This is a genomic window from Variovorax sp. P4_B11 (assembly GCF_056402355.1).
This window is the reverse complement of sequence record NZ_JBFUHO010000067.1, coordinates 21,777-36,307: the sequence shown is the minus strand read 5'-3', so window position 1 is coordinate 36,307 and position 14,531 is coordinate 21,777. Positions and strand designations below refer to the sequence as shown.

At 57.9% G+C, this 14,531-nt stretch carries 3 protein-coding genes and 1 pseudogene; 1 reads left to right on the top strand and 3 read right to left on the bottom strand.

The features are described 5' to 3' along the window. A pseudogene (locus AC1DYD_RS34730) lies at nt 1–163 on the top strand (IS6 family transposase); the annotation flags it as partial. A 731-nt stretch (nt 164–894) separates the two neighbouring features. Here AC1DYD_RS34730 and AC1DYD_RS34725 read toward each other — a convergent pair. Genes AC1DYD_RS34725 through AC1DYD_RS34715 form a run of 3 tightly spaced genes read right to left on the bottom strand, consistent with a single transcriptional unit; the run spans nt 895 to nt 14,485 of the window. Next, entirely contained in the window at nt 895–3,846 is a 2,952-nt protein-coding gene (locus AC1DYD_RS34725) for a tetratricopeptide repeat protein (protein WP_478177278.1), read from the bottom strand. Further along, the gene (locus AC1DYD_RS34720) at nt 3,843–4,364 is read right to left on the bottom strand and encodes a hypothetical protein (RefSeq protein ID WP_478177277.1); all 522 of its coding nucleotides are present in this window, start codon (nt 4,362–4,364) and stop codon (nt 3,843–3,845) included. The genes AC1DYD_RS34725 and AC1DYD_RS34720 overlap by 4 nt, the downstream gene beginning before the upstream one ends. Continuing rightward, the gene (locus AC1DYD_RS34715; RefSeq protein ID WP_478177276.1) at nt 4,361–14,485 is read right to left on the bottom strand and encodes a Tc toxin subunit A-related protein; all 10,125 of its coding nucleotides are present in this window, start codon (nt 14,483–14,485) and stop codon (nt 4,361–4,363) included. The genes AC1DYD_RS34720 and AC1DYD_RS34715 overlap by 4 nt, the downstream gene beginning before the upstream one ends. Between the last annotated feature and the right edge of the window lie 46 nt (nt 14,486–14,531).

The window sequence follows — 14,531 nt, the reverse complement described above, 5'->3', positions numbered from 1 at the left end:
CATCAACCCGATGCTGGGGTTCAAGGTCTTCGACCGTGCTGCGGTGACGATCGCCGGCGTCGAGCTGCTGCACCGAGTTCGCAAGGGTCAGTTCAATCTCGGTCGGCTGCATGTTCGGGGCCAAGCTGCGCCCGCGATCTGGAATGCCGTGCTTTCGGCATAACCTGCGCGGCCCTCTGTAGACGTCGCTCGGCTTCCCCCAAACTTTGCACCAGAGCCCTTAATTTTTCGTACAAGCATTGTATCACGGATGAGACCGGCGTACCCTTGAACATCCACCGTCGCAGCCTCATGCGCCGGTTGCGAATAGTCTAGTAAGCGGAAATATTAGCCATTTTTGAATCGCTCAGTTTTGGAGAAAAGCATGCACATATTCCATTCCCTAGCGTCGGTCTTAGGACTCCTATTGGCGATTTCTGGGGCAGTCGCTGGCCCCATTGTTGTTCCTGTCCATACGACTCCACTACATAGTGGCGTCAAGATCGTTGGGCCATATGTTTTGCATGAGATATCTCCAAATCAATGGACAGCGACAAGGTCAAATCTTTTGAGCTCTTCACCCTCGACAAAGCTTTCTCCCGCAACCCTCCCCACACAGCAACCAGTAAGCGTAGAATGGATTCGCAATCATCCTGGTAGCGTTTATCGTGTTGAGTTGCCTCGCGGCGAGACTATTAGTGACCCAGAACTTTTAAAGCTCCTCGATGTAAAATAGTCGACCCTGCGAATCCCCGCAGCCCGGTACGAATACTGGATTTCAAGGGATAGCCCGGGTGAACCGATTCGCCTTGGAACCATGGAACAGGCCATTGATTTCTGGTTTGACCGATGCCGGATCGCTGGAGCTCAAGCATCAACTTTGCAGGGTCAACGACAATGGAGGATACCTGTCGATCAACTAGCATCTTCATCGGAGGTAAATCCCGCCTGTAGTTCTTCAACAGAAATTGAGTCACCCATTAAATACATAGTGGAAACAAGATTGGCTCTGAATACTTCTCTCTCACGAAAGCGCGAGGGATATATTTGCAGGTGAACGTCATACACCTCTTGGAACAATCGTCGCGCTTCCCCCAAATGTCCTTGAGCCTTTAATGTAACAGCCAAGCTGTTCTTGGAGCCTAACGTAAGAATATGCTCGTCGCCTAAATTGGCGCTACGAGCTTCTAAAATTTTAATTTGAAGCAATTTCGCCCGGCAAAAGTACTTCTGAGAATGAAGTATATTTGCAAACTCATGCAATGAGCTCAAAGTTTCTATGTGCTCCGCCCCGAGCACGCTCCTTCTTCTTCGCCAAGCGCGCCTTAGAGTATTTTTTGCCTCCCTTGCATTGCCCTGCAACTTCAGAGTCAAAGCTAAATTGTGCATACAGCTCAATGTCTCAGGGTTTTCTTCTCCTAAAATCTTTGTTCGGGCGGTGGCCTCGGCTTGCTGCAGTCTCAAGGCACCGGCAAAATCTCCAAAATCAACTTTTGCCAGTGCCAAATTTCGCATTGAACTTAATGTGTCGGGATGTTCAAGTCCTAGTTCGCTACGGCGAACCTCTAATAGCCACTCCTGCATTTCCACTGATTTTAATCGGTCCTCTTCGTTTTCCTGCAAGTACATAAAGAGCGCCAGATTGAGATACGAGCGGAGTGTGTTTTCATCCATTTCTCCGACATTACGCCGCTGTAGATTGAAGACCCAGCGTTGGAGGTCTAGAGCCCTCCCAAACTCACCCATTGCAAACAGTCCTTGTGCATAGTTGTTGGCTGCATCCCATGTATCAGGGTCGTCATCACTGAACAATCGTCTTGTCTGCAGGAAAAGTTGTTCCAGCCGCTCCTTTGCGCCACGTAAGTCACCCTGATCGAGCACTGTGCAGGCGATGTTACTCAACGAGCGAATTGCACGGCGGTCATTTGGGCCGCTAATGGATGCTCGAAGTAAGAATCCTTGTTCGAACAGAACCCTGGCATCGCTGAACTTTCCGACACCACGCGCCAGCAAGCCGACTTCATCTGCCAAAAAACAGGCGTCATCCGCAACCGAGTGTGCGAGGGGAAGGTCAGTCTTTGCTGATTCAACGCATACCTCCCGTACTATACGTAGCGTTATTCCAAACATGCTCCAATCCACATCAACTGGCGGCTTGGCAGCCTCTTCTTCTAGCCAGAACTTGATGGCTTCAATTGAGTGATTTAACAATAACCAATACTGTCTAATGTCATTCCTCATTTCATGCACAGTGCGTGCTAATAGCGCATGTATGTAAACGTATCCCGGATCCAGCCCTGAATCTCCCCGAATAACCGCAGCGCTCTGAAGTTTGACGCGCGCAATTTCGAAAGCGATTCGCGCTTCAGCGTATCCATAGGCAGTGATAACTCTCACGGCTAGTCGGGTAGGCAAGGGATGAGGCGAAATCAACGCCGCAAGCCGCAAAACAATCCAACTCGCACGATTATCTGAAAGACTGATTTCGTCGTCGTCTCCAGGTAGATTCGCCAAGCTTCGCTCAAACGTCTTAACAATGCTCCGCGCGTGGCCAGTTGGCAGCGCAGTTTCAAGCGAATTAATCAATCTCTCCAAGCTTTGATCGATGGGCTCTTGGAGCAGTTCTAGAAAAGCTTTATATCCCTGAATCAATACCAAATTAGCACACAATTCGAGCGCTAAAGGAAGATTTCCCAGTTGTGAAATAATCTCTTTTGCGCACATTCTTTCCTGTTGATTTATTGGTCTACGTCGACGCCCGAGAATTCTCAGGGCTTCGCTATCATCAAGTGACGACACAGAAAAATGGTGAAACCCTGTGTCTATTGGGTTGCCTTCCCGTATGGTTGCGATGCAATGAACATTTAAATCAGAAGGAAGCCAAAGTCGCAAATATTTGGTATTAGCGGAGCGCGGCAAATCGTCGACAATCCAAAGGTATTCGGCCGAAAATTGCTGCGCTCTGGTGCGTCGTCGCAATTTTCTGTCAATGGCTGTTTTTAGCTTTGTAATACGCTCTACCGGTTCCGTCACGCCCGACAATAGATCATCGGTGAAGATGCCGAGTTTTCCTTGTGCTATCTGACTTAGCGAACTCTCGAGTCGCTCGTGCCAATTGCCTTGGAGGGGCGTAACACCGTCTTCCGTGGAGCCTGCCAACCAAATAATGCCCGCGGGATATATAGCAGCGAAACGAAGCGCATATTGCTCTGCGAGCATGGTCTTACCTTCGCCGCCCCACCCTGTAATAGCCACTGGCGCTTTTACATACCCATACATGCCAAGTCGTCCTTTGTCAAGGTCGTGAAACAATCTGAGCAAGTCACCGTCACGTCCTACCCATCCGGGATGTCTCGGGGGCTCGCGTTCATACCAATGGGGTAAGAGTTTCTGCGCCCGCGTAGCACCCATTGGCCCATCTATCTGCTCCAATCTCGATGAGAGAATTGATATGAGATTGGAGGGTTCGGAACAAAGCCGTGCTTGGTCTGCAAGCGATTCAGGAATGATGTGGTCGAAAGTCCCTGTCGGATCAATGCAAACTATGCGTTGAAGTCCGCTCGCCCGTGAGGCAAGCAGGGCCTGGCCTAACTCCCAAGTGCAAGCCTTTGACTGCAGATAGGTAGGGTCAAACCAGGCAAGTAGTAGTTTACTTGCTGCCAAACCGCTTTCGATGCTTCTCTGAATAGAAGCATCGTCGTTCCTTCGATCTTCGTCGCGATAGAACGTAAGTTTGGCCTCATCTAAAAGATTGCAAAACGCTAAAACGCCGGGCTTAAGCGAGTGCCGATAGCTAATAAATATGTCATACATATCTGAGCTCGCGTTTTCTGTGGTTGACGTATTTGAGGAGTGGCCGATATTCAATTGGTCTTGAAAAAGTCGTCATCCCACCAAGTTGACTCGCAAAGCGCTGCGAAGGCCCTAGTACGGCGGCCTGCATGGCTTGTTAGTAGCACACAGTATTCCTCGTGACTTTGAACGCGCTCGGGTAGCCGCCGCCCGAGCTTCTCGATCTTTTCCGCAAGCAGGCGCATGACGGCCAGCAGCGCCTGGAACCCATCGCGCAACCCTAGTCCGCACACATCGCCGTTACCGGGCCGCTTGACCTGGTTGGCGCGCATGCCGGCACCGCTCTCGCGCGAAAGAAGTTTCTCGATGGCGATCATCTGGCGACTGCGCTGCCGGCTCGATAGGTCTTGCAGGCCTCGCTGCTTCTGGAGGTAGATGTCACCACATGGCAGGACGCCCAAGCGCAGCAGGGGCGCGAGGTGCCGCGCGTCACGGTCGCCGTCCGCGTACTTGAGTCCGGAACAGGTCTGGATCATGCATAGATTGGCCAAGTGCACGGCGAACTCCAATTCTTGCAAACGTTGCCAACTCAAGCTCGTTCGTAACTGCAGATCAGGTAAAGATCCTCAACGTCTGCGCGGATCGAAGGGGTCCCGACTTCGATCTTGAGATCGTCGCTAGCGGGGATCGGAGTGCCCTCTTCGTACAAGAGTTCTCCGTATGCGTCGCCGATGCCTGGCGGCGTGCTAGGTACGTTCATCACCGCCGGATTGCCCGCAAGCACGCGAATGACCGTCGCGCGCAGAGGGTCTGGACTCACGCGTGCATACAACCCGACAGCGTTGATCTTCTCAGGGACTCCGATGGTGAATGGGAGCCTGTCCTTGTCGATCTTGACCGTTAGCGGCTTCGTTGCTGCGGCGTCGCTCTTCCACAGCCGCCAGGCATCCGGAAAATCTCGCTTCAAGTCGAAAAGGCAAAATCGCTGACCCTTTGGGATTGGCCGCTTGTCCCCGTCGATGGCTGTGTAGCGCAAGTGAAGGATAAAGTCGGCGATCTTCGTGAGATCGAATGCGTTTTGACTTAGCTCCAGGTCGATGTTCCAGGTGCTAATGGCGCCTGCTCCCTCGAAGGGCTGGAAGCGTTCGTCTCGAAGATTCTGCTCGAACAGGCCGCTGTCATTGGCCCCAGTGCTCGTCACAATGGTGTCCCTCGCCACGGTTTCCTTGACCGGCTCCGCCGTGCCTTGTCGAACGCTGCTACTTGTCAACGACAGCTTGCAGTTCACGCTGGTGTAGGGGCCGGTCACCGCCGGAATCGACACGGCCACCGCCTTGATCCGGCGCAGTTGGTGGTCACGGTAGTCCGTATCGAACAGCTCCTCCGAAAGATCGAAACTGCAGTGGCCTGTTTCGCGGAGCTTCATCAACTCTTTCGGGCTGACTCGCGCCAGGGACACATGCTTTGTGATCTCAAATCGGCGCTCACAGCCGTCCAGGTAGGCGACTTCCAGGCGCTTGAGGTCCTGCGAGAGGCGTTCTCCGGCAAGCAATCCGCTGTGGTAGCTATCCCAGTGGTCATTGCGGATGACCGAAGGGGAGGTGCTTCCCAACTCGCGCTGACTAGCCTTCTCCGCCCGCTGCGCCATGCCCTGGGCCAGACGATACGACGAGAAATACAACCTCGATATCTCCGCGGCCGTCCATTCGTAAAGCTGCTCATTGGTGTACTTGTCGCGCAGGAATTGCTCAACGTCGCGAGATGCCTCGATTTGCTGCTCATGATTCGCGATCTCAGTCGTAGCAATGGCTTCGCGAATTTCGGCAGTCAGGATCTGCGCCTCGATCTGTGTGCGTTCGCGCGCTGCGAGTTTCAATTGCAGTGCCCAGTCGTAGGCGCGAAGGACGAGCGAGGCTTGTTTGGACAGCCGCGTGCTTTCGGCCCCCTTTCCGGTAGCATAGGCGCGCCAGCTTGCCGCGACGGCACTGAACGCTTGCCCCAGGTTGACCGAAATCGTAGGGGACGGATATGGAGCTGAGAGGTTATAGGTGATGCTGGCGGACAGAGGATGGGCTATCGCTGCAGCAACTTCCCAGGTTCCAGCGGCGCTCTGTCCTATTTGCGCCTCGGCCATAGCCTCAAAGTCTTGGCTTTCCTGTTGCATCATCACCGTACCTTCGGCAGCCTTCATGGCGGGCGCGCCGACAGTGACCGCTAGAGCTTCCAGCCCGCCCTCCGCGCCAACGGCCGGCAGTGTTTGCCGGGACGTACGCAGGAGCTGTGCGTAGTGCTCGCCGCGGGCCTCTGTGAGGGCGAGCGACTTCTCGAGAGCGGCCTTACTGCGCTGCGCCTCCTGAAGCTGCGCCTGCTTGACTGCGCGGACGCGCTCGAGCAGTTCGACCTCATGACGAGTTCGCAACCGCCCAAGCAGCTCTGCATCACGCTTCTCGAGGGCTGAGAGCAAAGCGGCGCCAAACGACTTCACCTCTGCACAAAGCTCATTCGCCTTTTGAACGAGGAGATTGAAGCGGAAATGTGGTGAGGGGCCTGTCAGTTCATCAAGGATTTGCTGCAGATCCAAGCCCGCCGCCGTCGCGCGCACCAGCAGCGCCGGGTCGATGGGCACGTCCCAAAGCGACAGAAGAAGAGCGCGCCCCTCGATGTCCTTGCAGTGGCGCACCTTGTAGAGTCGATCCTCGATGGTGTCCTGGTATTTGCCAAGCTTGTCGTTCTTGGGAAAGCAAAATAGCGCCACCGATCCCAAGTATGGGCTCGGGGCTGGCAAGCTGGTCAGATCGGGCATCAGCAACTCACCGATTTCGACTTCGGCGTTGGCCAGCCCCGTGCGGTTGAAGCTGAGATTTGACGTCAAAGACTCAAAAGTCTGCGGTGAGGGTAGCGCTCTGGGCGGCACTTGCTGTGGCCGCTTGCCGACCAACCGATGGGCCAGGACGTAAAACTGCGTTGCCTCGTTCAGGCTCTCCATTGTCTCTCTGCGGAACGAGTTGTCGCCCCACTCGACGAGCAGATCAACGTACAGGAAGAATGTCGCACGCATGTAAGCCGCAATGCGGAGAGAGGCGATTGCATGCGGACGGAAGGGGTCTCGGCGCATCGCGTCGACCTGCTCTGTTAAATCAGCGTCGTGAACGGGCAGCAACGCGCGGACCTCTCCAGGCCGCGACTTCGCCAGGTCCCGCAACGGGGGCGCGATCCAGAAGCGCTCTGGGCCCGTAGTCGAATGCTGCGTCGGATCGAAGATGCAGTGAAGCCATCGTCGCGCGTCTGCAAAGCGCCGATTGCGCGAGAGTCGATTCGCAATGATGAATGGAATGTGGAAGAAGACTTCCCAGTAGTAGACCTGGTCCACGGACTTTCGGTCAAATGGGCGAGTCAAGGAACGATCGTCGGGTGTCCATGCACTTTGCGATTGGGCAGCCGGGGTGTAACCGATCTCGTACAGGCCTATGGGACCCTGTACCGACGCATGCTCGCGCAGCCCCAGTGCGAGCGTGGGGCTGAGAACCGTCGAAGCCACACCGCCAACGCCTTCCTCGATGAGGACAAATGACCCTGGCTCACTATAGGCGAACAGGTCCCCCTCAGTCCCGGCTTGGTCGAGGCAGGCCATCGGCACGAGCTTGCCACCGCTCTGCACCCGAGATTCCTGTTTCCCGAGGACAAAGCGATTTCCCGATCCTTCGTAGCAATACGCCATCCCGAAGACACGTGTTCCCATTGGTGGGGAAATAGGCGGGCCGCTTGCCGAAGGGATGTGCGAACCGCAATCGGCGATATCAATGCCAATGGTGTTTACTAGCCGCCACGCAAGGTCGGTGGAATCCTCTGGCTTGAGAGTGCAATCGATTGGTATGACCCGATAAAAGGTCATCTCTCCTTTGTAGACCGATATGTTGAAGATGCCGTTGGCTTTGAAGCTGAACTGATCGTAATGGATTCCACTAGAGTCCAGGATTGCATATGAGGCCTCAATCTCCCAGTGGACCATTGCTTTCGGCTCGTTAGTAGCCCACGAAGAATAGTCCTCTGGCAGATGCAGGGAAAATGTGCCGTCCTTGGAAACGTCTCTGTGGATTTGCATGTCCCATGAGAACGGCTCCTCAACATTGCTGCGTCCTGGCGATTGCCCCTTAAGTACCCGCTCGGTCGCAAGACCTGTTTCGGGGACTACAACTCTTGTGATGCGATATTGGAGTGACGCACCAGCAAGCAGATGCCCGACCTTGTCTACGACCCACCCCTTAATCAGCGGGGTGCCTTTGAGCAAAGTATTGAATTCGTCGGAGGGTACTGGGTCGGGGCGGCTATCCAATTGCTTCGGTTTGAAGTCGTCTGCAATGTGACAATCCAGGAAGATGCCGTATGTCGATACCCGCGCGCGAAACGAGATGACTTCGCCGGGCGGCCTTTGCGTAACAGTTACCACTGTCAGAGGTTTGTCCAGCTTGAGCTGGTGGCGCCGCGACCAGCGGCCGGCATCGTACTCGCTCCAATAAAAGGTAATTCCCCAAGCGGCCTTCGGGGCTAGTCCCGCGCCTTCCTGCGGTGGCGACGCATCTCGGACGGAAGCCCAATACAGGCGCAGGCGCCCGTGGAGCATCAACAAGATCAAATGCTCGCTGTCGAGCTCCATCTCGACTCGCTCCCAAGGGGTCCATCTGCCCAAGTCGGTGGAATCGAGCTTTGAGCGGCGCCGGTACCAGTGGACATGAGGCAAGGAGGTCGTTCGCGCCACGATGTGCAGGAGTTCTCCTTGGCCCTGCGGGTCGCGGTGGATGGCCACGGGTTCCAAATTCGACACTGTCGCAAGCTTGTCGAGGTAGGCTTGCAGTGCCCGCTCCGCACTTTCCTGAGTCAGCTCGGCTTGGCCGAGTTCGGATTCGAGCTCCCTGAAGAACGGCGACTTCGTCTCGCGCAGTTCCGGCTCTACCCAGTTTTCCGGGTAGAGAAACACCTTCCGATTGGCCTCCCAAATGCGATAGATACTCCGCCACTCGGTCCATTCACTGGCCTTGCTCGGCTCCAGTTGCACAGCCTTGCCATTCAGCCCGAACTCGAGCCCCATCAAGCAACGCTGAATGAAAAGTTGCGTGGTACTCACGGCGTTCTTGATACGGCTCGTTCGCATGCACGAGCTCATCTCTATATCTGTGAGGTAGTGCGCGTAGAGATCGTCGGCGGTTCGCACGGCGGGCGGTAGGCCTCGGGGCCGAACGTGGAGCAGGTAGTCGACTAGTGCGTCTCGCCGCCGTTCACGCAGCCGATCAGCGAGCGGCTTTGACACCGCCAGCCAAGAAGCCCGATCACGCCGTGCACGAACGAGCCGATTCAGCGCTTCAGCATCCGTGTTCGCAACGATGAGAGCCACAGCCTCTGCGGACGCACCCACGCGGCGCGCGAGCTCGAACGCCCGCTTCATGTGCGCGTATGTTGATGGCTTTGGTGGAGACTGGACCGGATCGGCGTTCGCCGGCAGACTCCATCGAACGTCATCCTTGCTCCAGCCTGTGACATCGACGAGCGCGTCGATGAAGTGGCTCAGATCGGGCGACTCGATGACGCCGTAAAGCGGCAGGTGCGGGTTGACCGCTGCACGTCGCGCCTCGAGATAGTCCAACAAGCCTTCAAAGGCAGAAAAGGTCAATGCCGGGCTGCCAGCCGAAGAGAGATTGAGGCTGCTGGGGAGTTCCAGGAGCGCTGCGTTGGTGCACAGCCAAGCGGCTTCGTCGTCCGGGAGTTGTGTAAATTGGAGCAGCTTCGCGAGCTTGTCAAGAAGACGGATCGCCGCCGAGCCCTCCAGCGGCGCGGGCTTGCCTGAGGTCGTCAAGCTCTGCAGCAGCGAAGTCCACGCAGGCTTGACTGCAGCGATAGTCAACGGGCCCATGCCCGACGCATGTGCCAAACCCTGGATGAGTCGCTCGTTCCGCTGTGCGAGCACTTGGTCCGCCGTTTGCTCTTCGGTGCCCACGTCGAGCATGGCGCGGCGCAGTTCGTCGAGGACGGATTGAACGTCCGCGTCGGAACGTCCCAGGCGTGCGTCGACTTCGGGGAGGCTCGCGAGAATGTATTCAAGCTCGTCAATCGCCAGCCCGGTGGCGCGAAGTCGCGATACCGCCTCGACGAGCTGCCATGTGACACGCGGCCCGGTCGCAGCGTTGCCCAATGTCCCCGTAGCAAATGGAACCTTGGCAACAAGGGCCATGACGCGGACCAGATCATTCTGGGCCAAGCCAAGACCTCGGGCCAAAGCGGCGTAGCGAAACAGCCGTGACAGATTGGCCAGCGTCAAGCTGTGAGGTGCGGCGCCTCTGAGTGCGCTGGCGGTAAGTGCGAGAACGGCTCGTTCGTCCAACGCAAGAGCGGCCCTGATCCCGGGAAGGTGGTCCTCCACGCTACCTTGCAACAGTGCAGGATCTTCGACGAACGCTGGGTCCAACACATCTTGCCCCAACCTTGCCCGGAAGACGCGTTCGTACAGCGACTGTAGCGGCCGCGGCCCTTCGTCCGAAGGGTTCCGCCAGGAGACCGTATCGACATCGCCGAAGAAGGCCGCAATGTGTTCGAGAGGCAGTTTCAACGATTGGCGCAACCGCTCAACATGGCTCAGCGCGACGAGCACGTCGCTTGTGATGTCGGGCGCACTCAGAGAACGCAGAACGACATCAAGATCGCGAATCGCCCAGCCGAGCCGCCGCCACAGGCGAACAAATCGATGCAGCCTGTCGAGCGTGGCCGCATCGAATCCTGCCACGGCGAGCTTCGTCTGGTCACAGGTCGCGGGCGCCGTCAGATCGATAGGCACGACGGACAGCTTCCGTCCAACTCCAGCCGCAGGGTTCAGAAAGCGTGTTTCGAGTAGTTGAACGAGGTCTACATAGGTGAGACCGGTGCGCTCGATGAGCATCGCGACCGAAGGGATGACAGCCAGGGTAGGCCAGAACTGGGTCCAGAACTTATCCAAGCTCGCGCCGACCAAGGGGCTTTGGACAATGTCCGCCTCAGCCAACGGCATGCCGAGGCATTCGCTCACGGCCGGCAAGGACTCAAGCGCCGCGATTGGGGTCACGCCGTTGGTTCCCAGCACAGCGAAAGCTACCAGAGCATCCTGCCGACTCAATCCGCCTTGATCCAGGAGAGCTCGCGTCTCTTCCCAATCGAGATCGAGCGGTAGTGACCAGGGAAACGTGCTGGCCTTGAGTTTGGCGTAGGCACCCCGGTTGATGTATTCAGGGGCAGCCATCAGTTCCTCGCTGACACCGCTGGTCTGCCGGCTCCTCGCGATGACCTGTACGGACGCGTTTTCCCCGTTGTTGGAAACCGAATACAGGTATCCACCGTCCGTGATGAACCACTTCTTGAAATGCCGTTCTGACAGCACTGTGTCCTGAAGCAGGAAAATCTCCGCTTCAGAGCTCAACTCAATGGCGTTCGCGGAATCTTTGAACGCTGATCGGATCCCCTGTGTGACGCTGCGCGCATCCAGATCGGTGACGGGATTGAAGCCGACGTTGTTAGTGCCGCGCGCGAACACGTCGATGCGCCCGGGACCCCATGCGACGGCGGCGGGATCGGAGCTGATCGGCTCCGGAGCGACTTGGCGCCACGTGGACCACGACGAGCCGTTCCAAGAAATCGTGTGCAGGGTGTCATCGGTGCTGCGCGCGAACACGTCGAGCCGGTTGGGAGCCATCGATGCCACAGCCGGTCCCGAGTTGAACAGACCGCCCCCGAGCAAGCTCCAACCCGTCCAGCTACTGCCGACCCAGGAGATCTTGTACATGCGGTTGTCGGTGCCGCGCGCGAACACGTCGATGCGCCCGGGACCCCATGCGACGGCGGCGGGATCGGAGCTGATCGGCTGCGGAGCGAGCTGGCGCCACGCGGACCACGACGAGCCTGTCCAAGAAATCGTGTACAGGGTGTCATCGGTGCTGCGCGCGAACACGTCGAGCCGGTCGGGACCCATCGATGCCACGGCGGGTCCCGACTTGAACAGACTGTCCCCAAGCGGGCTCCAACCCGTCCAGGTACTGCCGTCCCAGGAAATCGTGTACATGCGGTTGTCGGTGCCACGCGCGAACACGTCGATGCGCCCGGGACCCCATGCGACGGCGGCGGGATCGGAGCTGATCGGCTGCGGACCGAGCTGACGCCACGTGGACCACGACGAGCCTGCCCAAGATATCGTGTACAGGGTGTCATCGGTGCCGCGCGCGAACACGTCGAGCCGGTTGGGACCCGTCGATGCCGCGGCGGGCCCCGAGTTGAAGGGCCGGTCCCCGAGCGGGCTCCAGCCCGCCCAGCTACTCCCATCCCAGGAGATGCTGAACATGAGGTTTGCGGCAACCGTGAAGGGCGCGAACGCCGTGGGCGCGACCGCCTCCTCCAGCACCTCGTTCACGATGTCGATGTACGGCAGTTCCGTGTTGGCGTTGGCGCACGAAAGTGCAATCCGTTTGAGATCGGGCCGACGTGCGTTGAGCAAGCTCCACGGGGCCTGGGGATCATTGCCGTCGCCCGCCTCCCGCAAAAATTGAAGCGTGTCAACGAAATACGCGGCTGGGCCCAGGAATGAGCGGCAATGCTCACAGTCGCAGAGATCACCATCGCCGAAAAGGGTTTGATAGTCTGCAGCGTTGACAAAGGCGGGCGATGCGGCATCGCTCAGCGAGCGGGCGTTCATGAGCGCCAGCAAAGCCGCGTCGCCGACGTAGGCTGCCCGCATGTACACGTGCTTGGCCACCACGGGGCCGCCGAGTGGGGATGCAAGCTCCACTTCGAAAACACGTTTTGGATCTTTCAACACCTTTGTCGCCGAGTGGTATCCCCTCTCTATGAGAGCCACCACGGGGCTATAGCGATCAGTTAGCGCTGGGCCCTGCTCCGGGCCCGCGCTCACAGCTTTCGGTTCGGGAACGAGTCGAAACACACGCTGGATCGATTCCAGGTCCTGCACCAATGTTTCGCGGTCAGTGACACCCTCGAACCGGTGGTCGCGCTCGGTGTCATCGCCGAGCAGATCCTTGAGCTTCGTCGTGCGAATGTCGAAGTCGGGGTTAGCCTTGAAAAAGCGCAACCAGTCCTGACGCCGCCCCTGCGGAATCTCGCGATCGGGGTTGTCCAGGTCACGCAGCGCCCTCTCCTGAAAGCTTTCGTTCGGCAGTCGCGCCTCGACCTCGGCCGTCAGAATCCGGGCATAGTTGTCGAGCTTCGCCTCGGGCGTGTCACCTGGCGTATCGCTCGGGGCGCCCACACGCGAACCTGCCGAAGTCGACGAATCAAGCACCTTGCGCCAATCCGCCACGTCGAACGCGGCCAATCCCTTTGGATCGTTCCAGCGCCCATCCGTAGCCGCTGCCTGCTCCACAGCCTCCAGCAATGGCGCGTGGTCGCGGCTCATGGATTTCAGTATCAGCACATGGCTTGCTCGTGCGATATCTTGTGCACCAAGTCCGATTCTGATCAATGACGTTGACAGCGCCTCCACATCTGACCCGTGCACCGCATAGGCGTCGGCGAAGTTCGCGAACTGATCCGGTCCGAGTGAGCGCCGGATCCGGACTAGCCATGGGTCGCGCTCGCTTTTGCCACCATCGCTGGCGGATCCGACGATCTTGTGGACGCGACGGCTGAAGAGTTGACGCGCGTACTCTGTCGCGCGCTCGCCTACCGCAGCGGGCACCGTGTTTAGCTGTGCGGCGAGCTCGAGGCTGGATTGAAGCTTTTCGACGGGCTGTGCAGAAAGCTTCTCGACATCGGTGGGCAAGTCAAGACGGAGCCAGCCGTAAAACGCAGCCGCCGGAATGTATCGATAGGCTACATGCGTGTGGATGTCCGAGTTGATCTGTCGTGTCTCGATCTCGAACTGGGCGGCTTGAGCCAGCATTGCAATGTGTTGGGGCGCGATACCGGAATCGTTAGCGATAAAGTCGACGTCACGTTCGGTCAATGCCGCAATAGGCAAATCATCCCCATCGTCGGCTTGCCCTACAAGCAGCGGAGTGATGGCGTCAAGGTGGCGTTCGTACTCGGATAGTCTCAGTTCCATGTGGGGAACCTGAAGATCAATCTCCGCCACCGCGGGAGCGTTGAACATCGTGTGGGATTCGATTAGCGGCCGATCCTGATCGCTGGTGCTATTTGGGGAAAGAACGCGTATGAGCAGATCGGCGTTGTCCTTTTCCGCCCGGCTGGATTGGCCTCTCGAGTAGCGGATTTCATATCGCCCGTTCGCGTCGGTGACGACCTCGTTGCCCAACGGCTCAAAGGTGCGCAAGTCGCGATCGAGCGCGCGGACTGTGAGCCCGGGCGCTGGCGCGCCACCGACCTGCGTGACCCTGCCTTTGACGACAAACTCATCGGCGCCGGCCGCATCGAAGGCCCCGAGCTCCTTCAGCAGACGATTCAGCAGATCGGCTGTCCCGTCGTCCACGACCCCGCCCAGGCTGTCGCCCAGGTCTTGCTGGATCTGGACGATCTGCACGAGGCGCTGCGTGGCCTTGGCGTAGAGGGATTGCGTGCGCTCGTCGCCCAACACTTGGGCAAATTGCGCGAGCTGCTTGGCCGTGGGGCTGTCGGGGGGGTCAAGGCTGCGGATGACACCGCGCTCGAACAGCAGGCGCAGCCCATCCTGCAGGTTGGCAACTTGCGGGCCGGACTCGCCGGGCTTGATGGGTGCCTGGATCGCTTGCATGAGGATCTCCCTCGCTATTGGTTTGGCGCAATCCCTGCTGGGAAGA